The organism is Paenibacillus sp. NPDC058367, assembly GCF_042723305.1.
Lineage (GTDB): Bacteria > Bacillota > Bacilli > Paenibacillales > Paenibacillaceae > Paenibacillus_AQ.
The window spans coordinates 1,124,480-1,151,106 of sequence record NZ_JBHXIZ010000002.1 but is presented as its reverse complement, the minus strand read 5'-3'; the positions used below and the strand labels follow the sequence as shown (position 1 = coordinate 1,151,106).

23 protein-coding genes are annotated in these 26,627 nt (G+C 43.9%); 18 read left to right on the top strand and 5 right to left on the bottom strand.

Features of this window, described 5'->3' with window-relative positions; translation table 11 throughout:
• From ACFWMP_RS16210 to treR, 4 genes are all read left to right on the top strand, one after another.
• Positions 1-1,182 (top strand): NupC/NupG family nucleoside CNT transporter, encoded by a 1,182-nt coding sequence (locus ACFWMP_RS16210; protein WP_042188403.1) that lies wholly within the window; start codon positions 1-3, stop codon positions 1,180-1,182.
• A gap of 310 nt (positions 1,183-1,492) precedes the next feature.
• The gene (gene treC / locus ACFWMP_RS16205) at positions 1,493-3,196 is read left to right on the top strand and encodes an alpha,alpha-phosphotrehalase (RefSeq protein ID WP_042188404.1); all 1,704 of its coding nucleotides are present in this window, start codon (positions 1,493-1,495) and stop codon (positions 3,194-3,196) included.
• A gap of 50 nt (positions 3,197-3,246) precedes the next feature.
• Positions 3,247-5,217, top strand: coding sequence for a PTS system trehalose-specific EIIBC component (gene treP / locus ACFWMP_RS16200; protein WP_042188405.1), 1,971 nt, complete (start codon positions 3,247-3,249; stop codon positions 5,215-5,217).
• A gap of 162 nt (positions 5,218-5,379) precedes the next feature.
• Positions 5,380-6,099: a trehalose operon repressor gene (gene treR, locus ACFWMP_RS16195; protein ID WP_042188406.1), complete on the top strand. Its 720-nt coding sequence runs from the start codon at positions 5,380-5,382 to the stop codon at positions 6,097-6,099.
• A 100-nt stretch (positions 6,100-6,199) separates the two neighbouring features.
• On the opposite strand, the gene ACFWMP_RS16190 is transcribed toward treR, so the two are convergent.
• From ACFWMP_RS16190 to ACFWMP_RS16180, 3 genes are all read right to left on the bottom strand, one after another.
• Entirely contained in the window at positions 6,200-6,934 is a 735-nt protein-coding gene (locus tag ACFWMP_RS16190; protein WP_042188407.1) for an IclR family transcriptional regulator, read from the bottom strand.
• A gap of 289 nt (positions 6,935-7,223) precedes the next feature.
• Positions 7,224-7,682 carry a heme-binding protein gene (locus ACFWMP_RS16185; RefSeq protein ID WP_042188408.1) on the bottom strand — a complete coding sequence of 153 codons (459 nt, stop codon included), beginning with the start codon at positions 7,680-7,682 and terminating at the stop codon, positions 7,224-7,226.
• Positions 7,683-8,876, bottom strand: a complete 1,194-nt coding sequence (locus ACFWMP_RS16180; RefSeq protein WP_379424232.1) for an MFS transporter — start codon at positions 8,874-8,876, stop codon at positions 7,683-7,685.
• A gap of 238 nt (positions 8,877-9,114) precedes the next feature.
• Between ACFWMP_RS16180 and ACFWMP_RS16175 the strand changes: the two genes are divergently transcribed.
• The 4 genes from ACFWMP_RS16175 to ACFWMP_RS16160 all read left to right on the top strand — a co-directional run bounded on the left by ACFWMP_RS16175 (position 9,115) and on the right by ACFWMP_RS16160 (position 10,494).
• Positions 9,115-9,384, top strand: coding sequence for a hypothetical protein (locus ACFWMP_RS16175; protein WP_379424231.1), 270 nt, complete (start codon positions 9,115-9,117; stop codon positions 9,382-9,384).
• 71 nt (positions 9,385-9,455) lie between these two features.
• Positions 9,456-9,644, top strand: a complete 189-nt coding sequence (locus ACFWMP_RS16170) for a hypothetical protein (RefSeq protein WP_339264768.1) — start codon at positions 9,456-9,458, stop codon at positions 9,642-9,644.
• A gap of 425 nt (positions 9,645-10,069) precedes the next feature.
• Positions 10,070-10,135, top strand: coding sequence for a hypothetical protein (locus tag ACFWMP_RS16165; protein ID WP_379424315.1), 66 nt, complete (start codon positions 10,070-10,072; stop codon positions 10,133-10,135).
• 38 nt (positions 10,136-10,173) lie between these two features.
• The gene (locus ACFWMP_RS16160) at positions 10,174-10,494 is read left to right on the top strand and encodes a YncE family protein (protein WP_379424230.1); all 321 of its coding nucleotides are present in this window, start codon (positions 10,174-10,176) and stop codon (positions 10,492-10,494) included.
• A 477-nt stretch (positions 10,495-10,971) separates the two neighbouring features.
• On the opposite strand, the gene ACFWMP_RS16155 is transcribed toward ACFWMP_RS16160, so the two are convergent.
• Positions 10,972-11,637 carry a helix-turn-helix transcriptional regulator gene (locus ACFWMP_RS16155; protein WP_379424229.1) on the bottom strand — a complete coding sequence of 222 codons (666 nt, stop codon included), beginning with the start codon at positions 11,635-11,637 and terminating at the stop codon, positions 10,972-10,974.
• Between the two features lie 293 nt (positions 11,638-11,930).
• Between ACFWMP_RS16155 and ACFWMP_RS16150 the strand changes: the two genes are divergently transcribed.
• From ACFWMP_RS16150 to ACFWMP_RS16125, 6 genes are all read left to right on the top strand, one after another.
• On the top strand, positions 11,931-12,290 hold the full coding sequence (locus tag ACFWMP_RS16150; RefSeq protein WP_370510539.1) for a HesB/IscA family protein: 360 nt from the start codon (positions 11,931-11,933) through the stop codon (positions 12,288-12,290).
• A 23-nt stretch (positions 12,291-12,313) separates the two neighbouring features.
• Entirely contained in the window at positions 12,314-12,598 is a 285-nt protein-coding gene (locus tag ACFWMP_RS16145) for a HesB/YadR/YfhF family protein (RefSeq protein ID WP_341125105.1), read from the top strand.
• 144 nt (positions 12,599-12,742) lie between these two features.
• Complete coding sequence (locus ACFWMP_RS16140; RefSeq protein WP_339241103.1) at positions 12,743-13,549, top strand: helix-turn-helix domain-containing protein; 807 nt, start codon at positions 12,743-12,745, stop codon at positions 13,547-13,549.
• A gap of 214 nt (positions 13,550-13,763) precedes the next feature.
• On the top strand, positions 13,764-15,068 hold the full coding sequence (locus tag ACFWMP_RS16135) for an NtaA/DmoA family FMN-dependent monooxygenase (RefSeq protein WP_379424228.1): 1,305 nt from the start codon (positions 13,764-13,766) through the stop codon (positions 15,066-15,068).
• 27 nt (positions 15,069-15,095) lie between these two features.
• A complete protein-coding gene (locus tag ACFWMP_RS16130) occupies positions 15,096-16,142 on the top strand; it encodes an NAD(P)/FAD-dependent oxidoreductase (protein ID WP_379424227.1) in 1,047 nt (348 codons plus the stop codon).
• 27 nt (positions 16,143-16,169) lie between these two features.
• Positions 16,170-17,117, top strand: a complete 948-nt coding sequence (locus tag ACFWMP_RS16125; protein ID WP_379424226.1) for an ABC transporter substrate-binding protein — start codon at positions 16,170-16,172, stop codon at positions 17,115-17,117.
• A gap of 161 nt (positions 17,118-17,278) precedes the next feature.
• On the opposite strand, the gene ACFWMP_RS16120 is transcribed toward ACFWMP_RS16125, so the two are convergent.
• On the bottom strand, positions 17,279-17,854 hold the full coding sequence (locus ACFWMP_RS16120; protein ID WP_042188417.1) for a dihydrofolate reductase family protein: 576 nt from the start codon (positions 17,852-17,854) through the stop codon (positions 17,279-17,281).
• 159 nt (positions 17,855-18,013) lie between these two features.
• Here ACFWMP_RS16120 and ACFWMP_RS16115 point away from each other — a divergent pair, with 159 nt between their 5' ends.
• The 4 genes from ACFWMP_RS16115 (at position 18,014) to ACFWMP_RS16100 (ending at position 26,523) form a co-directional block, all read left to right on the top strand.
• The gene (locus ACFWMP_RS16115; RefSeq protein ID WP_379424225.1) at positions 18,014-19,936 is read left to right on the top strand and encodes an AraC family transcriptional regulator; all 1,923 of its coding nucleotides are present in this window, start codon (positions 18,014-18,016) and stop codon (positions 19,934-19,936) included.
• Positions 19,937-20,336: 400 nt separating this feature from the next.
• Complete coding sequence (codB, locus tag ACFWMP_RS16110; RefSeq protein WP_379424224.1) at positions 20,337-21,614, top strand: cytosine permease; 1,278 nt, start codon at positions 20,337-20,339, stop codon at positions 21,612-21,614.
• On the top strand, positions 21,583-22,851 hold the full coding sequence (locus ACFWMP_RS16105) for a cytosine deaminase (protein WP_042188420.1): 1,269 nt from the start codon (positions 21,583-21,585) through the stop codon (positions 22,849-22,851). The genes codB and ACFWMP_RS16105 overlap by 32 nt, the downstream gene beginning before the upstream one ends.
• A 375-nt stretch (positions 22,852-23,226) precedes the next feature.
• Positions 23,227-26,523 (top strand): chitinase N-terminal domain-containing protein, encoded by a 3,297-nt coding sequence (locus tag ACFWMP_RS16100; protein ID WP_379424223.1) that lies wholly within the window; start codon positions 23,227-23,229, stop codon positions 26,521-26,523.
• Positions 26,524-26,627 lie beyond the last annotated feature (104 nt).

The window sequence follows — 26,627 nt, the reverse complement described above, 5'->3', positions numbered from 1 at the left end:
ATGCATTATCTAATTTCTATTGCTGGTTTGGTTATTGTTCTATTACTGGCATGGCTAGGAAGTAACAATAAGAAAAAGATTAAATATCGACCAATCATTGTAATGATTGCTATTCAGATCGGTTTGGGATTAATTATACTAAAAACAAGTATAGGTGAATTCTTAATTAAAGGGTTTGCCGATAGTTTTGCAAAATTACTTGGATACGCCAATGAAGGGACTGACTTTGTTTTTGGTGGGATTGCAAATGAAGGGGCCCATACATTTTTCCTTTATGTTTTGATGCCAATAGTTTTTATGTCGGCATTAATTGGGATATTGCAGCATTACAAAATTCTCCCGTTCATTATCAAGTATATTGGTTTGGTACTAAGTAAAATTAATGGCATGGGCAAATTGGAGTCTTATAATGCAGTTGCAGCCGCAATTGTAGGACAAAATGAAGTGTTTATTTCGGTGAAAAACCAGCTTGGATTATTACCAAAACATCGCTTATATACATTATGTGCGTCTGCAATGTCGACGGTATCCATGTCAATTGTTGGTTCATATATGACGATGCTAGAACCTCGGTATGTTGTAGCTGCATTGATATTAAACCTATTTGGCGGATTCATCATTTCATCCATCATTAATCCGTATGAAGTTACACCTGAAGAAGATATTGTTGAAGTTCAGGTAGAAGAAAAACAAACGTTTTTTGAAATGCTAGGCGAATATATTATGGATGGCTTTAAAGTAGCCATAGTAGTTGGTGTAATGTTGGTTGGTTTCGTTGGGATCATTGCATTAATTAACGGGGTCTTCAGCGGAGTATTCGGTATCTCGTTTCAAGGAATTTTAGGGTATGTCTTTGCACCCATTGCCTTTCTTATCGGTGTCCCATGGCATGAAGCTGTTGATGCAGGCAGTATCATGGCGACAAAGCTTGTTGCGAATGAATTCGTTGCTATGCTTGACTTTGTTAAGATCCAAGATGGTTTAAGTGGGCGTACTACAGCCATTGTCTCGGTTTTTCTAATCTCATTTGCTAACTTTGGGTCCATTGGTACCATTGTGGGTGCAGTGAAAGGCTTAAATGAAAAACAAGGGAATATTGTGGCTCGATTTGGATTGAAACTGTTATTTGGCGCCACACTTGTAAGCGTTTTATCCGCTCTGATCATCGGTATCATTTTTTAGTTAAACTTAGCGGATTTTCGTCATCGTTATGAATTCTGCACAAGACATCTTTGTATATAAAAAGCCGCTTACTTAGCGGCTTTTTTTGTTGTGATTATAGAACAATTATTAAGATAGGAAATAGTAATAAGAATAATTGATTATCAAATGGGTTAATTAAAGAAGAACCGCCAGTGTTTATTCTTTTTCCGAGTCAGATAGCAAAAGTATTGACAACCTGTATATACAGGTTTAAACTGTGTGAAGTGTTTGAACTTGTATATACAGGTTTAATATTTGACATAAAGTAATTCTTTTGGAGGTGTTCAACTTGAGTCAGTCCCAGTATTCGGAGTGGTGGCGCCGGTCCACGGTGTATCAGGTGTACCCGAAGAGCTTTAAGGACACTACAGGCAACGGAACAGGAGATATTAAAGGACTTATTGAAAAATTAGATTATTTGCAGCAGCTTGGAATTGATATTGTCTGGTTACAGCCGGTCTATGTCTCGCCACAACATGATAACGGTTACGATGTTGCGGATTATGAAAATATCAACCCGGATTTTGGTACGATGGAGGATTTCGAAGAGTTAGTACAGGAACTGCACAGACGTGAAATGAAGCTAATGATCGATATCGTGGTTAACCATACTTCAACAGAACATGAGTGGTTCAAACAGTCCATTTCAAGCAGGAACAATTCCTATCGTGATTACTACATCTGGAAGGACCCGGCTCCGGACGGTGGCTTACCCAACAATTGGCAGTCGAAGTTCGGAGGTCCTGCCTGGCAGTTTGATGAAGCTTCGGGACAATATTTTCTTACTCTCTTCGATAAAACCCAGGCCGATCTGAATTGGGAGAACGAGAAGGTACGTAGAGCAGTGAATGATATGATGCTATTCTGGGCTAAAAAGGGTGTCGACGGCTTCCGCATGGATGTAATTAATTTAATCTCCAAGGATCAACGCTTCCCTAACGATGACGGGAGTGTTCCACCGGGGGATGGACGCAAGTTCTATACTGACGGTCCACGGGTTCATGAATACATCAAAGCGATGTACGAAGAGGTATTTGGTCCGTATGAGATGGTGACGGTCGGAGAGATGTCCTCAACTACATTGGAGCATTGCATCCGATACTCGAGTCCTAAAGAGCGAGAATTTTCTATGACTTTCAATTTTCATCATTTAAAAGTTGATTATCCGAATGGACAGAAGTGGGAGCTAATGCCCTATGATTTTGAGGCGATGAAAGGCTTGTTCACAGAGTGGCAGACCGGAATGCAGAAAGGTCGGGGCTGGAACGCATTATTTTTTAACAATCACGATCAACCGCGTGCCCTCTCCAGATTCACTGATGATAAGGTCTACCGTATAGAGAGTGCCAAGCTGCTTGCAACAACTCTGCATGGCCTTCAGGGAACACCTTATGTGTATCAGGGGGAAGAAATCGGGATGCCAAATCCGGTATGGAAGAGCATCGATGAGTTCCGTGACATTGAGTCACTGAATATGTACCGTATTTTGTGTGAACAAGGGAAAAGCCCTGAGACTGCCCTGAGTATTCTTCAGGAACGTTCACGGGACAATTCCCGTACGCCGATGCAGTGGGATGACAGCCGAAATGCCGGATTCACCACAGGTACTCCATGGCTGAAAGTTGATGAGCGGTATTCGGACATCAATGTGCAGAAGGAGCTAGCCAATCCCGATTCCATCTTCCATCATTACCGCAAGCTGATTGCACTACGCAAGGAGTATGGGATATTCATTGAAGGTGTATTCAAGAGACTCGATGATGGTCATCCTGAAGTGTTCGCTTACGCCAGAACAGGTGATGGAGAGGCGCTTGTAGTGGTCTCGAACTTCAGCAGTAAAGAGATTACCTTCCGCTTTGAAGATAGTCACTGGGCAGAGTTATCATCAAGTGGTAAAGACGAGCTTCTGATTGGAAATACAACAGAAACACCTGAATTAACACAAGAGCTTCAGCTTAGTCCTTATGCTTCCTACATGTGGTTAATCCGCTAACGAGGTGTACTTGAGAAGGAGCACAAATCAATTATGTAAGGAGTGAAAATATGGCTATAGACCGCAAAAATGTTGAGGATATTGTACGGGCAGTTGGGGGCAAGGAGAATATAGAGGTTGCGACACATTGTGTAACCCGGCTGAGATTCTCGCTGTATGATGAGAGCAAGGTGGATTCGGAAGCCTTGGACCGCAACGAACTAGTAAAGGGACAATTTTCTAGCCAGGGGCAGTTTCAGATCGTTATCGGACCGGGAACTGTAGATAAAGTATACGATGAAATGATTCAGATCACTGGCGGTTCTCGTTCTTCCAAAGATGAAGTGAAATCCGCTGCTGCCCGAAAACATAATCCGCTGCAGCGTGCGATCAAGACGCTGGCTGATATATTTATTCCTATTCTTCCGGCTATCGTAACCGCAGGTTTGCTGCTTGGGATCAATAATATTTTGACCGGGCCTGGTATCTTCTTTGATAATCAGTCGCTGGTGGATGTCTATCCCGCATGGAAAGACATTGCTGCGATTATTAATACGATTGCCAGCACAGCTTTTACCTTTTTACCAGCACTTATCGGTTGGGCAGCTGTTACACGTTTCGGCGGCAGTCCTCTGCTCGGGATCGTTTTGGGTCTCATTCTCGTGCACCCAGATCTATTAAGTGCCTATAACTATGCAAGTGCTTCCACTGAGGGTACTGTTCCAACCTGGAATTTGTTCGGCTGGCATTTGGAGAAGATCGGTTATCAGGGACAAGTATTGCCAGTGCTGGTTTCGGCCTACATTCTAGCGAGGCTGGAGAAGTTCCTCAACCGCCGGGTGCATGATTCCATTAAACTGCTGGTTGTTGCGCCAGTGACTCTACTGATTACCGGTTTTCTGGCCTTCACCATTATCGGTCCGGTTACGTTTGGCATTGCCAATGCCATCACCTCCGGCCTGATCTTTGTATTTGATCATTTTGCGCTTCTTGGTGGCTTGATTTACGGCGGATTCTATGCGCTTCTGGTCATCACCGGTATGCATCATACCTTCTTGGCGGTTGATGTGCAGCTCATCGGCAGCGAGGGCGGCACTTTCCTCTGGCCGATGTTAGCGTTATCCAATATTGCACAAGGTGCCGCGGCACTGGCAATGATGTTCGTAGTCAGAGAACAGAAGGCAAAAGGCTTGGCGGCTACATCTTCCGTCTCTGCATTCCTCGGTGTGACGGAGCCGGCGATCTTCGGAGTGAATATCCGCTATCGTTATCCTTTCATCTTCGGGATGATCGGCTCAGGGATTGCCGGTATGCTTCTTACCGTTAATCAGGTTCGCGCTTCTTCCATTGGCGTAGGCGGGATTCCCGGCTTCCTTTCGATATTCCCGAACCAGTGGGGCGTGTTCTTCATTGGTATGCTTATTGTTCTCATTGTGCCATTTGTCGCCACTGTACTCTACGGCCGTTCTGTGGTTGGGCGTTCCGAAAAGAACTCAGCTACAAATGCTACTAGTACTGTGAGCGAGACAGACAATTTGAACAGCCGCCCTACATTTCAAGAGTCACAGGACTCCGTGAATATTCTGGAGCTTATCTCTCCGCTCAGTGGAACTGCAGTATCTCTAGAACAGGTGCCTGATCCTGCCTTTGCAGAGAAGCAGATGGGCGAAGGCATTGCAATCGAACCTTCTGAGGGTAAAGTATATGCACCCTTTGATGCTACAGTAGCTCATGTGATCAAGAGCAAACATGCGCTTATATTGGAGCATGCCAGTGGTGTACAAGTACTCATCCACGTTGGGATTAATACGGTGTCGCTTAAAGGCAGTGGTTTTACCACCCATAAGAATATTGGCGACAAGGTGCAGGCAGGCGAGCTTCTGCTAGAATTTGATATGGAAGCTATCCGCGCAGCAGGTTACCCTTTGATTACTCCTATCATCATTCCTGCAGGTCAGGATATGGTGGAGAAGATTGAGGAGAAGACTGGACCAGCTGCAGCTAGACAATCTAGCATCTTGACTATTCATCTCAAGGGTTGATACAGGCTATATTGGCAAAGACTTTATATTACAGAAAGACAGCCCCTGGGGGCTGTTTTTCTGTAAATATAAGAATTCATATGTCCACGCTATAAATTTCCCTCCAATTGAATCGATGCTTCCATAGGCATGACGTGATACAATAAAGGGCGGTGATCAAAATTGAGAGAAAATAAATATTTGCAAATTTATAATGAGTACAGCAACCAAATTCTTTCTGGACAACTGCTGCCGGGAACCAAACTGCCCTCTGAAAGTGAACTTGCTGAAGCTTACAGCACTTCACGAGAGACCGTTCGCAAAGCGCTGAACCTGCTGTTCCGTGAAGGATACATTCACAAAATTAAGGGCAGAGGCTCCTTTGTGCTTGATATGACGAGAATGGATTTCCCCGTTACCGGTCTGATTTCATTTAAAGAGATGGCCGATACATTGGGTACTGCCTCGCGGACACTGGTAGAGCGGACGATAAGTGAGCCGGCAGGCTCCGCGCTCGCCAGACACCTACAGATTCCGCCTGAAACCCTGGTTTGGAAAGTTATTCGTGCCAGAGAGATTGAAGGCGATCGGATCATTTTGGATAAGGATTATTTCCGGGCGGATATTGTTCCATTCCTAAGCGAGGAAATCGCGGAAGGCTCACTCTATGATTATCTGGAGCAGGAGTTGGGTCTTAAAATTAGTTATGCGAAGAAGCTGATATCCGTTGAGCCTTCTACTGAGGAGGATCATAGACTGCTTGATTTGAAGAGTTACACGCATATTGTAGTAGTACGAAACTATGTTTATTTGGAGAACACGGTGCTTTTCCAATATACCGAGTCCAGGCATCGACTGGATAAATTTCAGTTCGTTGATTTTGCTCGAAGAGTGAAACGTTAAGCTAAGCTTAAAGAGGGGTGTCCCAGTTTGGGATACTCCTTTTTTTCGCGTCAGATGGTGTTATTGGTGTGAATTATTGAAATTTGAATAGTTGAGCGTGTCAAAGTTGACTGGAAATCTGTGCACTGCATTCCTTCAATATTTTACTTACCGCACGGTCTCTCTTTCGGTTCAATCGTGCAGCAGGGCCGGATATAGCCAATGCAGCGATCACTTTACTATTATAAAATATAGGTGCAGCAACGCAGCGTAAACCCACTTCTGTTTCTTCATCATCAATGGCGTATCCTTGTTGACGGATTACATTAAGATGCTCTTTTAATAAATGGTTGTCGTCAAAAGTTTGCTTTGTTGCTTTGTACTGGGTAAGATGTGTAAGCATTTCTTTTAGTTGTTCATCACTTAGATGCGCCAGGATTACTTTTCCAAAGGCACTGAGATGGGCATAAGCAGAATCACCTACGTGTGTATGGCTACGGATGGCATGATTGCTCTCCACCACTTGTACTGTCATGACTTTCATACCATCTAAAATCCCAATATATGCGGTTTCGCCAAGTTCATTCGCTAATTGATGCAGGGATGGAACAACTAACCAATTAAGTCGAGTGTTAGCAGATGATGAATGGTGCCCCTTTAATTCAGAAGCTTTGTACGTGTGACCTTCTTTTTGAATAAAACCTGTCAATTCCAGCGTATAAAGCAGACGAAAAGTTGTTGACTTATTAAGGTTAAACCGGTGCATAATCTCAGTCAATCTCATGGGTTCACCTTGCTGCAGAGCGTCTAGAATGAGTAGACCTTTTTTTAGGGTTGCAACCTCATATTGATCCATTGATTCACCTCAAAACTATAATTGAATTATTGGCATACAAATAAAAACATTTAATTCCATTTTAGCTTATATAAAGTAACATTATACTGGTTAGTTCTTTCGCCAGAGAACCTCAACGCATTTCAATGAATTAGTCTGTTCTACAAAGGGGTTATTTGGGAAACACAAAGATTACATCGAAAATGGCTCTTGATGAACTATTATGAATGAAAATGAGAGGGGTTGAGCTTTACGCCTAACCCTCTCATTTATATTAAAGTAGTTATGGTCATGACCATAACTATGACACTTATTCGCCTTTTAAAAACAGGTGAATGCCCTCAACTGCATAAGCATGATCTAACTCGCCGGTCAAACCCCCGACTGTTACGGACCCGACAACGCCAACACCTTTGACACGGATGGGAATAGAACCACCCACTGCTTGATACTCTGACGTGGAAAGCAGGGAGTGTTCTGTGTGAGAAGCACCACTTTGGATAAAGCGTTGCTCAATGTAGGCAGAACTTCGGTTATAATGATCAACGATCCGTTTTTTGCGAAATAACCATTCGTAGTTTTCTTCCGAAGTACCATCCATTAGATGCGTAAACACGGGAACTCGGTTACGTTCAATATGCACGGCTACCGCTACTTTGTTATCTTGGGCACACTGCACAATTCGGTTGCCAATAGCGAGTGCATCTTGATGGCTAAAACTTGTGAATTCCAATTCCTTCTCTAATAGGTCTAATGCTTTTAAATCCATTTATCCTCTCTCCTCAACATAAAGATTCTGTTTCTTATCCATTTTGTAGTTTATAGCTGCGAGTAAAAAAGCCAATCCAGCCATAATTGAACCGATCCAGGCCGTATCCATAATATACAAATGGTCTACTGCAAGCCCACCTAGTGTAGAACCAGCAGCTATCCCAATATTAAATGCAGAGATGTTTAATGCAGAGGCGACATCCTTAGCAGAAGGTACCAGCTTTTCTGCAAGCATTAGAATGTAAGCCTGTACGCCGGAAGACATCATAAAAGCGAAGAAGCCCATTAATATAAGGGATAAAATGGTGAACGTCTTGTTGGGTAGCAGCCATATTTGCAACAGCAGAGCAATGCCCTGAAACAGGAATACAAATCGGAGCGACTTTACAGGATGTCCATTTGCTAATTTCCCTCCAATAATATTCCCAAATGCCACAGCAACTCCGTAAACCAACAGCAGCCATGAAATAGACGAGGCTGAGTATCCGCTAATCTCTTTAAGGATAGGAGAGATATACGTAAATAAGGCGAAGGTTCCGCCGAAACCCAGTACTGTCATTAGCAGTGCAGCGATGATACGTGGGTTGGCAATCAGACTACCAACATCTCTAAGGCTCGGTGAGTGAATTGAACGCGGAATTTTTTCCACGGCAATAATAGTGACAAACAAAGCTATTAGTCCTAATACAGCAACCACCGCAAATGACATCCGCCATCCAAATTCCTGACCGATATATGTCCCAAGGGGAACACCTAGAATGGTAGCGACGGTTAACCCGGTGAACATGATGGAGATGGCGGTGCCTTTTTTGTTAGTAGGGACCATATCTGCGGCCACTGTAGCTGCAACAGCGAAAAACACACCATGTGCAACAGCTGTAATTATCCTTGCTAAGAGCAAAATGGAATAGGTAGAAGCTAATGCTGCCAGAGCGTTCCCTGCAGTGAATACGATCATGAGGAACAGTAGATATCCTTTTTTAGGAAATTTACCTGTAATAACAACGATAATCGGGGTTCCAATAGCAAGGGCAATTGCATACCCAGACACCAGAGTCCCAGCTTGTGTAACCGATATGCCAAGATCTGAAGCTACCTCTTGCAGAATACCAACAATAACAAATTCTGTTGTTCCAATGGCAAAAGCACTTAGTGCAAGTGACATTAGTGCTATTAGGATTTTTGAATTCATACTTTCACCTCCTTTATGTAGGTCAATATTAAGAGAGAACTTGAATAAGCTCAAATAAAGAGAGAAAGTTTCTATAAAAGAAACTTTCTCTCGGTGGATACAATGATATTACCAATTAGAGTATCGAATGGTGGTCTTTTTATTGAATGGAGCAATTATAAAAATGTCATCGACCTACAATGTCTAGAGTTATTTATGTGGTAAAATTAGGATAAGTGAATCTTGGGAGGCGAGTAAATTGAGTCTCGATCTTGTGATGATCATTTTTCTACTGTTCTTAAATATTCCAGTATATAAAGTATTGTTTCGCGTGTTCTTTGTGGATGATGATGATTATAACGAAACGATTAGACATACTTTTACACCTAACATCGTTTCATTATTCCGAGGAGAGTATTGGAAGGATAGAATGAATACGGCAAGACTTCAGTTTTTTATTATTCTTTGCGTTGGGATCATTGTTTTAGAATACCTTGTTTTGAATAAAGTATTTGAAATTCTTGCATAAGCACCGCTCTATTATGGAAAACTTCTGTAGTGCGAATAAACTGCATGATTCCATTTTGGGAGGATAGCATTATGACAAATCAGGATCCGCAGGAGCTTCTTAAGAGTAAACACAAGCTAGATGAGCAAAAAAGGCAGTTCACAAATTTTGCCCGAAGTGTTTCCGGTCATGGTGAAGTAGAAGCAGGCCAGGAATTCAGTAATGATCGAGTGCCTGACGATCAAAACCGCATGAAATCTGTTGAGAACAGACAAGATTGACGTTAAAAAAGCTATTAAATAAGCCGATCCTTTTCTGGATCGGCTTATTTAATAATTATTACGTTGTAAGGTGTTGTTTCAATAGGTATCGGATGCTAGAGTTTTCTTGCTTTAATTTCAGAAGTTACAGGAAGTATTTTTGTTTTTTTTGAAAAATCGCTTTTATCGTCCCGCGACTACATAAGTTATCATCAGATTGCTCAATCATTTGCTCAATGACAAATCCCACTTTAGTGAGTGCATTCACATAGGCTGATAATTTACTATCGGATCCGATTATGTTAGCGTACTTTCGTCAAGAGATACTGAATACCAAGATTCATCGAAATAACAATTTTTAAAAACTAGAATTTCATTTTCTGTATAGACACACAGGCTCCGTTAAACGCATTTATGTTTCCAATTTCAATAGCAATGATGTTTCTGTGATCAACGGAGTAACAGGTGCGGTGATAGTAGTCATCCCTGTAGGCGCGAATCCTCCGGGGTAGCCATAAACCCGTTAACCAATCGTATTTATGTTGCTAATTTGAACAGCAACAACGTATCCGTTATGGACGGAGCGGTCAATACCTCTACCAATGCTATCTATGTTGCCAACTTTAATGATAATACTGTTACTATCATTGACGGATTAACAAACACTGTGGTGACTACCATTATTCCCGCCGGCGGTTCTCCTTTTCCAACGGAGATAGGTGTGAATTCCTTAAACAATTCTATTTATGTAGCTGAATTCAACTCGGATATTGTTACCGTCATTGACGGGGTTACGAATATGGTTACCCAGGCTGTGATTAGTGTTATTCCTGTAGGTGCACGTCCGTTCTTAATCGGTGTAAATCCGTAGGAGGCAAGGACAAAGAATTTAGTACACTCTAAATTCTGTTCTTCATATTACCGCAGGGGGTGAATTATACGATGGAAATAACATCGGCAGAAGAAATCATGATCCTGTTGTCGAGCATGGGTCGTGATTGCTGATTATACACCTTATTCCTGGGATTGGGGTATGGTATACTTCAAGATCTCGATAGTGAACATTACCATTTTGTTAGCTGAATTAGGCATCTTCTTTTTACTTTTTAAGAAGCGTGAGAAGTTACCTTTGTATGTAATCGTGCGATGGTGGCATTACTAACTATGTGTATAGGGGGAGATAGGCTGTGAGCTTGTAGATTTTCAAGGTAGTGGGAATGGACTAGTGTATTCGATAATCTGAAAAAATGAGATACTTCCCATAAATCTCATAGGCGGCTGGTTCTTTCATCCGTCGCACCGCCAGTTTTAAGATCGACGGACAAGAACATAGTCCCTTTAAAAGTCGCTAAAACAGCAGCTTATTTTGCCTAACCGTATATACACAGTTTCTTCCTCCCGCTAAAATGTACTCCCCCCGTTCAATATGAACATTATTTCCTAGAACAGTTTTAAATAGATGTAACTCATTCTTGCATAACCCGGTACACACAGCAGCAGCTTCACAGATCGGGCAATGTTTCTCAATGAATAAAAGACTGCCATCATCCTGCTCCTTAACCTCGGCCATATAACCTTCATTTGTTCGAATCTCAGCCAGTTTCTCCAGTTTCTCTCTAACGTCTGTTGTATCACCAAGATGCTGAAGATATTGTTCTTGCATATTCTTATTTCGAACAGCCAGCAGCTTGTCCAGCCCCTCATTTCCGAAAGCTTCTTTCATGGAATTGATCAAACTGACGGATAAATCCGAATATCCGCTTGGAAAAAACCGATCGGCCGCGGGAGTTAAGATCCATAGCTTGGTGGGTCGACCCATGGGACGGGACTCTTCTTTGTTAGTTACCAACCCTTCTTCTTTCAGCGCATTCAAATGTTGACGAATAGCCATTCCAGATAGCGAAAACTGGGAGGAGAGTGCCATAACATCCATTCCCCCTTGCTGCTTTAACAGATCAATGATCGCTCTTCGGGTCTTGGTTGAGACATCCTTTTTGGTATGATTTCGGCTCAAGGTGCACCTCCTTTTGAAGCAACTAAATCTACATCACAGACTACATTTTAAACAAAAATGTTGACAAAGTCAAAGCTGAACTGTAGCTTAGACATTATAAACAAAAATGTTTACTAAGTGTCGGATACGATGTATACATACCAATTTTCTTGGAGGTCACATTTCATGCCTTCTAATCATCAAAGCATTTTCAGCCCACGTTATTTTGTACTATCCATAGGACGTATATCAAGATAGGAAAGGGTATCCAATCTTTAGGTTTGAAAAACAAATAACCGAAGGAGGAGTTTACAATGATCATCGAGGTCAGTGATAAGGCATCAGAAAAAATCGCCGAAATCTTATTAAGTGCGAATATCCGAAATCCATTCCTTAGAGTGGGTGTTGATGAAGGGGGATGCAGTGGATTATCCTACACCCTAGTCGTAGATGAACAGCAGGCAGAAGAGGACATTGTATTAAATAAAAAGGATTTTAGTATATTGGTTCACCCGAATAGTATCCCATATATTGACGGTCTTGAAATTGACTATGAAGAGAGTGGAATGGTAGGCGGATTCACTATGAATAACCCTAATGCAAAAGCTTCATGTGGATGCGGAGCCAGTTTCAGAATGGCCAATTATCGTGGCGAAATAAAAAAATGTGATTAAACAGCAGAAAGGAGAGAAGAGGAATGATATCATTTGCAGTATCCGAAAAAGCATTGGATTCATTTAAGAATGAATGGGATTTGGAAGAGGGCCAATATGTAAGAATTTATGCAAAATATTCCGGTGGAGGCTCAGATGCCTTCACTGTTGGAATTAATGCAAGTGCTACACCGATAGATCCAGCATGGGTTCAATCCATTGGTGGATTTAATTTCTTTGTTGAAAACACTGATGTTTGGATTTTACAGGATGAACTTCTTCAAATTGATTGTAATGAAGACGGCATATTTTCAACCAAAATCTCCTGAGCATCTTCTTGGGTGCAATGTACATTAGAATATCTACTACACTTCTAGCAATTTTGCACACTATTGTCTATACTATTTTAAATAAATATCAGAATTCGATCTGATTTTAAAAGAAGCATGGTGGTAGGAAGCAGGTGCAGAACATTGATAAATTTGGACAAATTAGCAAAGGCATTTACTAAAGGTGTCTATGATATAGAAGATAGAAGCAGATTAGTCATCCAGCCCAAAAGTTTATTAAGTGAATTTACCACCGTTAAGCATGGATTTCTGTTTATCATTCGCGGGGGAGCCAGAATACGTGTGAATGGAACGGTATATGAATTACGGCCAGGGTCAGTTTTTCATGCGGCTCCAGGCATGCAGATGGATTCGCAGGTTATAGGACAATCAGAGCTTGAGTATTACTCCCTTTTTTATAAATTGGATATGCCAGAAGAAATGAATTGTACTACCGAATTTGACTCTCATTTCAAGCTGGAGCCAGGAGCCAATCTAAAAATTATTGAATTACTAATCATGCTTCATCAGAATACTCATCCATCCGGAGAGATTGGAAAGCTGCGTATCAAAGAGCTGTTCTTAAGCCTAATGCATCAGGTTCTGATTGCTTGCAGTTACAGAGAGAACGACAGTTCACCGAATCAAAGGATGGTAGACGAAGCTCTTACATACATTAAACTCCATTATATGAATTCACTTACACTCGGTGAGTTAGCGGAACGGCATGCAATGAGTACGAACCGCTTCTCTTACTTCTTTCACAAATACACGGGGCTGCGCCCAATCGACTATGTCGTTAATTATCGTATGGAACGAGCTTGTGACTTACTCAAAGCAGGCAATTTTCCTATCCACGAGATTGCAGACCGTGTCGGTTATGACAATCCGCTGTATTTCAGCCGATTATTTAAAAAGAAATTCGGTGTTTCTCCCTCTACCTATAGATAATTAGATAATATACATATTGAGTTTCTTATACTTGAATTAAGTCTGCAGCTACTGGTGATGAACCAGAAGTGCAGACTTTTTTATTTAGATTAAATAATGATGCATGTAGAATTTAAGATTTGTACATTTGAATTCATTTAAATTTTTGATAAACTCACCCTTGTAACTGAGAATCATTATCAGTAAATTGATTATAAATGAAAGGCTGGTAGATATGACAGGAAACAGACAATTATGTATTGGGTTGTCCTTAAATGCAACCTGGATGAAAGGAGACGGCTGGCGGCACCCGGATAGCGGAGTCGAAAAGATGGGGTCTATCGAATATTATATTGATTTGGCAAAAATGGCGGAGAATTCTAAGCTCGATTTTCTATTCAGGGCTGATTATCTGTATGTTAGCCCGCAGATGTTAGGGGATTCCTCTAATTTCGGCAGCCCGGACCCTGCATTGTTTTTTGCAGCGATAGCCCGTGAAACCGAGCGGATCGGACTAGTGACGACGATTTCTACCACTTTTAATCCGCCTTATGTTGTAGCAAGACAGCTTCAGTCTTTACACTGGCTGAGCAATGGACGTGCTGGCTGGAATATTGTCACATCTATTGAAGGCGCCGATAATTTCAGCGATTCACCTATGCCTTCACCGGAAGAGAGATATGCCAAGGCAAAAGAGTTCACGGATGTTGTATGCAAGCTGTGGGAGAGTTTTCCGAATGAAGCGATTGTTATCGACCGTCAGTCGGGTATGTTCTCGGATAAGGATAAAGTAACTGCTATAAATCATTCCGGTGAATTTTTCAGTGTAAAAGGACCACTTACTTTGCCTGCTCACAGGTCAGGAACGCCTCCGCTATTTCAAGCAGGCGCTTCGGATATTGGGCGGAATTTCGCTTCTTCCGTTGCAGATGCTATTTTTGCAGCAATGCCGGATATCGAATCAGGAGTGGAGCTAAGGAATGATCTGAGAAAAAGAGCGGCAGAGCAGGGACGTGATCCGGATGCCATCAGAGTTTTGCCGGGCTTATATTTTTTCCTGGCTGATACGCGCGAAGAAGCGCTTGAATTACATAAGACCGCACATGCGAATTTAAGTCTTGAGCGCAGACATGCTTCGCTTAAATCGGTGTTAGGTCTTGATTTAACCGGTTATTCCATAGATAGGCGCGTAACTGCCGATATGTTACCCGATCCAAATCAGGCTGTCCGCAGTCGGACACATGCCGAACTATTGCGGCGGTATATTATCAAAAACCAGCCTACAGTGAAAGAGATCCTGGACAGGCCGGAGGTTGTCGGATCTGCTCATTGGGTATCTGTCGGGACAGTCGAGGATGTACTGAACGATATTATTGAGCGGTTTGAAGCGGGGGCTATGGATGGCTTCATCGCCTTGCCGGGCGGTTCAGAACAATCTATGGAACTGTTTTTTGAGAAGCTGGTACCGAAGCTGGTTGAGAGAGGCTTGTTTCGAAGTGAATATACGGGGTGCACTTTTCGTGAGCATCTAGGGATATAAAAAAAAGAGAGTTGAGGCGATTGAACGATGCATGAAGAGGAAATGTTTGATGTTACGATTATTGGCGGCGGTCCGGCCGGATTATTTGCAGCATTTTATAGTGGGCTCCGCGAAATGAAGACCAAAATCATTGAATTTCAGCCTGTACTTGGCGGTAAGGTGCATGTCTATCCGGAAAAGATGATATGGGATGTGGGAGGCTTACAACCTATTCTTGGCTCGCAGCTTATTGAACAAATGGTTGCGCAAGGGATGACGTTCCAGCCGGATGTTGCTTTTAATGAAAAGGTCACATCCATCTCGAAAGATGAAGCAGGTTACTTTATATTGCACACGGCCGCAAACCGGAAGCATTTCACTAGAACTGTAATATTGGCCATTGGAGGAGGCATTCTGAAGCCGATCAAGCTTGAAATCGAGGGTGCCGAAAGATTTGAAATCACAAATTTGCATTATACGGTGAAGTCACTTGCCTGCTTCAAAGAGAAGTCTATTCTAATATCGGGTGGCGGACATTCTGCTGTTGACTGGGCGAACGAACTGGCCCCGATTGCCAAAAAGGTGTATTTAACGTACCGGAAAGAGAACTTAAAGGGGCATGAAGCCGATATTTCACGCTTGGCGAACAATGGCGTAGTGTGCTTATTAAATACTTCAATCGAAAAATTGATTGCCACACCGGATCACGAAAGAATAGGGACAGTACTGCTAAAAAGCAATGACAACGGAGAAGCATTTGAGCTGTCCGTTGATGAGGTCATCATTAATCACGGCTATGAACGCGACAAGAAACTACTGGTGAACAGTGAAATTAAAATTGATCTGTGGGAACATCGGATTTCAGGATCAGCAATGAGCGGGACATCCGTGCCGGGCATTTATGCGGCAGGTGATGTTCTGCATCATGAAGGGAAGCTGCACCTGATAGCGGGAGCGTTCCAGGATTCTGCCAATGCAGTAAACCAGGCCAAACAATACATCACGCCAGAGGCAAATTCGACCGGGATGGTGTCTTCGCACAATGACCTGTTCATACAGAAAAACCGTGATTTAATGAAGCATTTATACAGATAGTAATGATAACAACTCAAGGGGGACCAAATGAATAGACTATTTGGATGGATTGCATCCTTAATTATAATAGCAGGAATACTGGCTGGATGTTCCGAAACTTCAGTCACAACTGCACCTGAAGTCGGCAAGATCGAGGAAACGGGATGGCCAAGAACAATTGCAGATGCCAGCGACAATGGAGTGGTGCTCAAGACACGACCTGAGCGGATAGCGGTTCTTCATCCTTTGTATTTAGATTACTTTTTTGCTCTAGATATGCCTCCAATCGCATCAACTAACGCAGCAGAAGCAATGAAAGATTTCGCTACTTTACAGCCTTATGCCGGAACTGCAGAGATTATTGATTTGGGCAATAGCAATGCGAATCTGGAAATGATCATGGATGCAAAGCCTGATGTGATTGTAACCTTCAAGGGTTCTGTTGATAGCAATTATGATGAGTTGAATAAGATTGCACCTGTCATCTTAATTGACTACACCGATACCTGGGAAAAAACGACAATGCTGTGTGCTCAGATTGTTGGAAAAGAGACGTTAGCAGAACAAGCCATTAAGGAAACACAAGAAATGATAGCCAATACGAAAAAAAAGTTAAATAGTCTTGAAGATAAGACCTTTGCCTTGCTACGGGTCGATGGAAAAGCCAATTTTAATGCTCAAGGCTCTAAAAACACGATGTACTATAATCAAACTGTGGGCTTTGGGTTGTTGCCACCAAATGGATATCCCGAAGAGGGTGGGGCGCTTTCTCTGGAGGGTCTATACAGCATGAATCCCGATTATATTATTATCCAGCATGATATGGATATCGCAAAGGCGGCCATCAAGGAGAAGGAAACTTCAAAAGCGTGGAACTCACTGGAAGCAGTAAAAAACAATCATGTTCTTATCTTTGATAATTCACTAAACAGCGCAAGTATCCTGGCTGTCCGTTTGGCTGCAGATCATTTCCTGCAATTGGCGGCTGAACAATAATTTATTATACAAAAATCCGATTGACGCTGCTGGGCGCAATCGGATTTTTGTTATTTAGATAAATATCTTGTCCTGTTGTTTGGTGAAAATAAAGTATTAGACTGCAGCTGTTGTCGTTCCAATAACGTTCCCCGTTAGCATAATCACCTTAAGTGACAAGGTCATCTTAGCGTCTGGTAAACGAGGCCTATGGCTCCAGAATCAAAGGTCTTGTTTTCGATTAGCTTAAGATTGATCTTCTCCTTGAGACCTTGGAATAACGGCAATCCCTTACCGATCAGAACGGGAGAAACCGTAATTTTATACTCATCAATTAAATCAAGCTGCATGAGGTGGTGTGCGAACCTAGGACTGCCGAGGATGACCATATCCTTGCCTGGCTGCTGTTTGAGGTTATTGATCTCTTTCTCGACATCTTCTTTCACGAGTCTGGAATTATTCCATTCGACTTTCTCCAGCGTCGTGGAAAAAACGATTTTGGCTGTCTTTTCGATCCACTCGGCATGATTCCGTTCATGCTGCGAAGCTGATGGGTTCGAAGGCACAGATGGCCAGTAACTATGCATCATCTGATAAGTCCCACGTCCCCAAAGGACAGTGTCGGCAGTACTCAGAATTTCTTTCGCATGTTTCTCCAAATCAGCATCGTAGGAAACCCAGCCAATGTCCATTTCACCATTAGGCCCTTCAACAAAACCGTCAAGCGATGTGTGAAGAAATAGAACGAGTTTTCTCATTTTCAGTTCTCCTTTGATCATGAGGGATATTTACATTATACATTAACTACATTTTAACAGTTTTCTTCAGTCTAGTCCTTTATTATCTTTAGACAACTGTTATTGATAATGGTTATCATTTATGATGATCATTAGACAGATAACGGAGGGGTAGTCATTATGCACATCAACAATCAAATATTTCTTTGGGATCAAGCGACCGTCAAGTTATTGGATGTACGCCAAATTGAAATGGTTCAAAGCGAAATTCTTCAAAAATATAAGATTCCTGCCAGTATATTTTTACTTTCGGTACATGGGAGCGCTCAAGTTCAGTTAGATCAGGCCGAATTTTCTTTTACAGGATTTCAAATCCTCCATAGCGGGAAAGGGGCGACCCTCAATATTGTTCCGACAAGCAAGAAATTTGTTTACTATATCATTTACTACCGTGCATGGATTCATGAAGAGGATCCCTTCCAAATACAATATTGTTTTTCCCCTAATGCACCTATTTTACTTTATAACAAATTTCAAATGATGCATCAAAAATGGAACAGGCAAGAAGAGAGACTCCATGTTAAATCACTGTTTTATCAATTCATTGATCAGGTTTTAAAAGAATTACATAAAAAAGAGAATGAGGTGAAACAAACAAGTGTTGCAGTTCAAGTAATCACCTATATCCAGGAATACTATGCGGAGCCAATTACATTAGATTCTCTTGCGGAAGTATTTAATTTCAGTGCTTATCATTTGTCATCATTGTTTAAAGAGTACACAGGTATGAGTCCGATTGATTACTTAATTCGTTTTCGGCTTGAACGTGCAACAGAGCTTTTAATGACAACAGAGGCTTCTGTCGGGGAAATTGCAGCAAGCGTTGGTTATAAAGACGTTTATTATTTCAGCCGAATTTTTAAGAAAAGAAAAGGTGTATCCCCTGCACATTTTAGAACAAGAGAGATACAGGCACATAAAGTTGCTGAAAGTCCATCAAACTTCCCCATATCCTCTATTTTTGAACACATCGTTCAACAGTATATTAATAATGATAATCATTATCACAATACGGAAAAAGGGGAATTACATATGTTTAAAATGACAAAATCTCAAACGACGGCAGCTTTGCTGCTTTGCGGTTCTCTATTATTAGGTGCTTGCTCAAGCGGGACGGGCACAGCTGCGAAGGAGCAGAGTACTGGGAATGGAACCGTTAATCAAACAGTATTAGAAGAAAGTTCGAAGACTCGAATAGTATCAACGCCAAAGGGAGATGTGGAAGTACCTGCAGAGCCGAAAAGAGTAGCGGCTGACCAATATATGGGGCATTTATTGAAATTAGGAATTGTTCCAATCGGTGCAAGAACATTTATGCTGGATGAAGGCTGGATGGAGAAGGCGGACATTCCGAAAGAAACGATCGAGAAAATTGAAGATCTGGGGGATTTTCCTTTAAACCTGGAAAAATTAACGATGCTAGATCCGGACTTAATTATCGGTTCAATCGATGAGAACATAGAACAATATGAGAAGATTGGAACGACTGTTTTTCTGCCTTATTGGGAGGGGTTATCAACCGCAGGGCCGCTTGATAAATTCAGGGGTGTAAGCAAGATATTCGGAAAAGAAAAAGAAGCAGAAGAATGGATTGCGCAATACGAACAGAAAGTAGCTGAAGCAAAGTCGAAACTCACCGGTGTTATCAAGGAAGGGGAAACCGTTTCGGTTGTTTCATTTTCAGAAAAAGCGGTATACGTCTTAGCTGCAAAGGGAGGAAACTATGGTTCTTCCACTATATACAATATGCTGCAGCTGCCTCCAACAGAAAGTGCAAAAAATATGGCGGAGGGTTTTGAATCGATTTCACTTGAAGTGCTCCCAGAATACTTAGGGGATTATGTTTTTGTTTATAATGGCGATGCTGATGCAACAAATAAAGCAATGGAAAGTAACATATGGAAAGGCATCCCTGCAGTGAAAAATGGCAAAGTTTATTTGTATGGTGATAACTATCATGATGAATTCGTAATGGAGGACCCTTTTTCATTAGAGCTTCAGCTGGATACGATTGTGAATTTATTACTTGGGACTACTAAATAATTTAATAGATATGGCACATCTGAGGTTGTCCGGTACCACATAAGGCTTTGTCCTATGAGCAAGTGCCTTGGTCGACATCATCCACATAATAATTCCAAGTGCAGCATTCAAAAGAGGATTTTATATCAATGGATATTAATGACATTGACATCTATAGGTTTTTCTAAAATAATAGAATGTAATTGAATACTGGTACCTTTAATTCAGTCCAGAGAGGCTGACAAGGACAGCGGATTTTTATAATCACGTGAGAAGCAGGGCATATTCCGTCAAGGGATGCTCTGTGTCTTAGCGCGGGTTATGATGAACAAAAGAGGCTACTTGTCAGTTTGATCTGACGAGTAGCCTCTTTTGTTTCTGCTTTTTTGGTATCAGGACACTTTATACTGGGGGTATTCTGATGAGTAAACAAGATCAAGAGTTTTCGTGGCAAGCGGTGCCGAAAACGCAGAGGAATCATTTTGGAAAGACGTTCTCCGTCATGTTAGCATTCACTTTCTTTTCCGCAAGCATGCTGGCAGGGGGAACGTTAGGAGTCAGCTTGACATTCATGGAGTTCATTGGAATCGTACTTGCCGGTAATCTGGCACTCGGCATCTATACCGGAGCTCTGGCACATATCGCTGCCAAAACAGGTCTTTCCACGCATTTGCTTGCAAAATATGCGTTCGGTGAAAAAGGCTCGTACCTTCCTTCTTTCCTGCTTGGCTTCACACAGGTCGGTTGGTTCGGTGTCGGTGTAGCCATGTTCGCGGTACCGGTCGCCAGAGCGATGGACTGGAATGTGTACCTTTTGATCTTCGTGTTTGGTCTCGCAATGACGGCATCAGCCATCTTCGGCATGAAGTCGCTCGTTATTCTGGGTTATATAGCAGTTCCGGCCATTGCTATTCTCGGTGGTTACTCCGTGTTCGAAGGAGTTAACACGCTGGGTGGTCTGCAAGGGTTGCTCGATTACTCACCAACAGAGTCGCTCACCGCAGCAGCAGCATTGACCATTTGTATCGGGTCATTCATTAGCGGCGGAACGTTGACGCCCGATTTTGCTCGGTTTGCCAGAACATCCCGACAGGCGGTTACTGCAACAGTCATTTCGTTCTTTCTAGGGAACTCACTTATGTTTCTCTTCGGTGCAGTCGGCGCAATGGCTTATAATTTGGCAGATATCTCGGAGGTCATGTTCTTGCAAGGATTGCTCATTCCTGCGATCATCGTACTGGGGCTGAACATCTGGACAACTAACGATAACGCACTTTACGCTTCCGGGCTGGGCTTTGCCAATATCACTAAAATTTCGAAAAAGTTTTTTGTTATCGTTAACGGCATCGTGGGTACCGTATTTGCCATGTGGATGTACAACAATTTCGTTGGTTTCCTGAATGTGCTGGGCGCGGCGATCCCGTCCATCGGCGCCATCATCATCGCAGACTATTTTATTGTGAAGCGCAGAAACTATAAACCATTTGCCGACATGACTTTCAAAAATGTAAACTGGATCGCGATGGTAGCTTGGGTTATCGGAGTGGCCTTCGCCCAGCTGGCTCCAGGAATAACACCACTTAATGCACTGATTGGAACAGCGGTTGTATACACTGTGATAATGCTGATCGTTGCTAAGAAAGAATCCAAAGAAAAGGGGAATAAAAATGATTATACAGAACGCAAAATTGCGGGGTAAAGAAGGTTTATGGAATATTGTTGTGAAAGATGGGAAGTTTGAGCTTATCACGCAGTCAATGGAACTAACTGCGAATGAGGAAGTAATTGATGTTAACGGCTCACTTGTGCTGCCGCCGTTCATTGAACCTCATATTCACTTGGATACAACGCTAACAGCAGGTGAGCCGGAATGGAATTTGAGCGGAACACTGTTTGAAGGCATCCAGCGTTGGTCAGAACGCAAGGCCTTCCTGACGCATGAAGACGTCAAAACGCGTTCCAAAACTGCATTGAAGTGGCAGATCGCGCAGGGTATCCAGCATGTACGAACACATGTAGACGTTACTGATCCAAGCTTGACCGCCGTAAAAGCGATGCTTGAAGTGAAAGAAGAAATGGCACCGTTCATTGACATCCAGCTTGTCGCTTTTCCACAGGAAGGTATTCACTCCTTCCCGAACGGCGTGGAATTACTAGAAGAGTCGCTGAAAATGGGTGTTGACGTGGTGGGTGGGATTCCACACTTCGAATTCACAAGAGAATATGGCGTTGATTCGATGAAGGTTGCGTTTGACCTCGCTGAAAAATACGACCGTCTGATCGATATCCATTGCGACGAAATCGATGACGAGCAATCCCGTTTCTTGGAAGTTGTAGCCAAAGAAGCTTACGAACGCGGGCTTGGCTCCCGTACGACAGCAAGCCACACGACGGCGATGGGGTCATACAATGATGCATATACGTACAAATTGTTTAGATTACTGAAGATGGCTGACCTAAATTTCGTCTCCAATCCTCTGGTTAACATCCATCTGCAGGGACGCTTTGACACTTATCCGAAAAGAAGAGGGTTAACTCGCGTCAAAGAACTGCTGGAAGCGGGACTTAATGTATGCTTCGGTCACGATGACATTTTTGATCCATGGTATCCGCTTGGCACAGGCAATATGCTTCAGGTGCTGCACATGGGTATTCATGCTTCTCAGTTGCTTGGATACGATCAAATCGTAAATTCAATCGATCTTATTACGAAAAATAGCGCAAGAACGTTGAATATCGAGGATATGTATGGCATTGAAGTAGGTAAACCTGCCAACTTCATCGTTCTTGAAGCAGAGAACGAGTATGAGACCATTCGTAAACAGGCCGGAGTACTTTATTCGTTCAGAGCCGGCCGCAAAATCGCGGAAACAAAGCCGCGGGACACTTCGATCATTCTTGAGAACGGTTCGGAGAAGATTACTTTCAATAAATAATTGAATGAAGTATGTGCTCCATCAAGCAGAACCTGCTTTTTAGCCAAAAATCCCCTCATGATAGTCAGGAATATATGAGATCACGTGAATGTGAACTCTTCCTGTATATATGGGGGATTTTTTTTGATTCTTGTGTTTGACCATTTTTCTATTGCAGGACGTTCCGGACCTAAACTCCAGTATCACTAAGACTTTTTTCATAGCTTATATCCAAGATTCGACCTTGTTTTCACCCACTGTATAGGCCGAAAGTATAAATTTACAACACTTTACAAAAATCTATGTTTTTCCTAATCCTTATGAGATAGCATATTAGACGAAAGCGGTGGACAATTATGGAAAAATCCACCGATCTATATCTTAAGGAGGAAGAATATGAAGGAGAAGCGTTCAGGTTTGAATAAGAAGCTGCTAAAAAGCATGCTGGTTGCATCTGTTGCCGTACCCCTGCATTTGTTCGCATTCGGAGCCGGCTCGGCGATATACGCTGAGGGGCCAAGCGACCCCGCCCCATTCATTGAAGCCAAAGTGGTCAACGAGCATGCAGGCCAGAAAATTCTGTTTGACAATACCCACGCGCAGACGGCCGGAGCGGCCGACTGGGTTATTGATGGCGCTTTTTCCGATTTTGGCAATGCGCTTGCGCAAGAAGGCTATTACGTTAAAGAGCTTCGTAAGACCACTCCGATTACGCTAGGCGATCTTTCCAGCTATGACGTCTTCGTCGTGGCCGAATCTAACATTCCATATAAATCCAGCGAGCAGGCAGCTATGGCGGAATACGTGGAGAATGGCGGCAGCATCTTCTTCATCGGCGATCATTACAATGCGGACCGCAATAAGAACCGCTGGGACGGCAATGAGGCATTCAACGGTTACCGCCGTGGAGCTTGGGACAACCCAGCCAAAGGCATGAGCACCGAAGAGGCCAGTTCCGCGGCAATGCAAGGCGTGGTCAGCTCCGATTGGCTGGCGGAAGAGTTCGGTGTCCGGTTCCGCTTCAATGCGCTAGGTGACATTAACGCGACCAACATCGTGGCTCCCGATCAGGCCTTCGGTATTACATCAGGAGTATCAAGTGTAGCCATGCATGCCGGCTCCACGCTGGCAATCCTCGACCCGACACGGGCGAAGGGCATCGTCTATCTACCGAAAACCAACAATGCTTGGGGCAACGCCGTGGACCAAGGTGTGTACAATGGCGGCGGCGTAGCGGAAGGTCCTTATGTGGCCGTGGCGAAAAAAGGTGCCGGCAAAGCCGCCTTTCTCGGCGACTCCTCCCCAGTCGAGGATGCCACACCGAAGTATTTGCGCGAGGATACCGGTGCCAAAAAAACGACTTACGATGGCTTCAAGGAGGCTGACGATGCTGAGCTCCTGGTGAACACCGTTAACTGGCTCGCCGAACAAGAGAGCTATACGGATTTCACCAAGGTAAGTGGCCTGACGCTGGATCAGCCGACGCAGCTGCTGCCGTTCGAAGAGCCGGCGCTTTCCACCGAGCCGCAGCCAGAGCCATGGGCCGCTCCGAATGCCGGCTACAAATGGTTTGACCGCACCAGCTACAAGGCGGGCTCTTACGGTGGACCGGCGGCTACTGCAAGTGCGGTGTACAATTTCACGCACCAAACGGTGCTACCGAACGCGCAGGATTTCCAGATTCGTGTCAGCGCAGATAATCTCCCTGCCAATACGAGCGTATCAGGATTCCAATTGGGTATCTACCAGGTGAGTAGCGGTGCCCAGATCGCCAAGATCCAGAACAGTGACGGCACTTGGCCGAGTAGCTATGCTTACAGCGCCAACTTTAGCCTGACTTCAGACTTGAACGGCCATGCCTACAAAGATCTGACCGTGCAGATCAAACCGGGCACCACGGCTGCATCCAATCTGCGTCTGCGCCAGAACGGAACGAACCTGAAGACCGAATCAGTAACGCTCGGTAACGTCCCAGCAGAACCGCTTCCGGACGAGGAAGATCCGATTCCAGCGACCGTTTCCATCGGCGAAGCCCGGACCAAGATTGTTGGATTCTTGGTGACGGTTGAGGGGATCGTAACGACTGAGCCGGGTATTTTCGGCGGGCAAACCTTTTATCTGCAGGATGAGACCGGCGGACTTTATGTCTACCAGAGCCAAAGTGGCTTCCATGCCGGCGACACGGTCAAGGTAACAGCGTCCACGGCGCTGTACAATTCGGAGCTAGAGTTGACCGAAGTTGTGCAGATCGAGAAGACCGGCACTGCGAAGCTGCCCGAGTCAGTTGACGTGCCGTCTGTGAACGATACCAATCAAGGTCAGCTGCTCAAGCTTAAAGACGTGAAAGTGACGAATATTATCACAGCCACTCCAAGCGGTTCTTTTGAATTTGACGCCATCGCCGATGACGGGACAAGCAATCACATCCGGGTGGATGCCCGGACGGGCATCACGAAAGACAGCTTCCCTTATGCGGAAGGACAGAAGCTCGATATTACGGGCGTAGCCGCGATCTTCAAAGACGTATACCAACTAAAACCTAGAAGTCTCGGAGACTTCAGCATTGTGGAAGAAGTGGGGGCTCCGGTAACGAGGGCAACCCTGTCGGTAAATCCGAACGCTGCCGGCTGGTTGAACCAGCCCACCGAAGTTACCCTGAAGGCCGACTCTGATACAGCTAAAGTTTATTACTCGCTGAACGGCGGTGCGGAAGCCGTATACAGCACTCCGTTGGCCGTAAGCAAAGATGGACGGCATACGCTGTCTTATCATGCGGTTTCGGGCAAGGGAAAGGTGGAAGAAACTAAGACACTGAGCCTTAATATCGACACGGTTTCACCGACAGCGGAGCTGACGGAGTCCGGTCATGCGGTTGGCGATGTGGAGGAGGAAGCCCAGCTTAAGTTTGTATTGGCTGCCGAAGATAATCTGTCTGGCGTCACCTCCAAGCAGCTTCTGCTGGATGGACAGCCCATAGCTGACGGACAGACCCTGAATGCTGCGGAGCTGGGTGCCGGGTCCCATACTGTAAACTACGTCGTGACCGACGCCGCAGGCAACACTGCCGAAAAGAGCTACACGTTCCAAATTACTGGCGGAGCGGCGCTTGCAACTGACAAACCTGGACAGCCAGTGTTGTCTTCGAACAGCGGCTACGGTTATGGACTCAGTGACGGTAACTTTACCGTCACCATGAACCTCTGGTGGGGCAATAACGCTACCAGCTACAAACTTTATGAGAATGGCACACTGATCGATTCCAAGTCTCTGAAGGATGTATCTCCTTCCGCGCAGACGGCAAGCACAGCGCTTTACGGTAAGCCGAATGGCACCTATATATACACAGTGGAGCTAACCAACAAATACGGCACAACCAAGAGCCAGCCGCTCACGGTGACGATCCGCGATGCCGCACCGGGCAAGCCGGTCCTGGCCCATGACAACTGGGACGGAGATGGCTCTTATAAAGTAACGATGAATCTGTGGTGGGGCACTAATGCCACAGAGTACCGCCTTTATGAGAACGGGCAACTGATCGACACGCAAGCGCTAAACGCCAACACGCCTTCGGCGCAGAGCGCTACGACTGACGTCACTGGTCGCGCTTCCGGCAATTATGAATACCGGGCGGAGCTGGTTAATGCAGCGGGAGAGACCATAAGTGATATCATCAAGGTAACCGTCAACAAATAATACGATGAGCGTTTAAATCTTGTAAGAAGTATTCCAAGGTGTTGCATACCTATTTGCTGTTGATCCAGGAGGTGCTTATATCTTTCAGATATAACGCCTCCTTT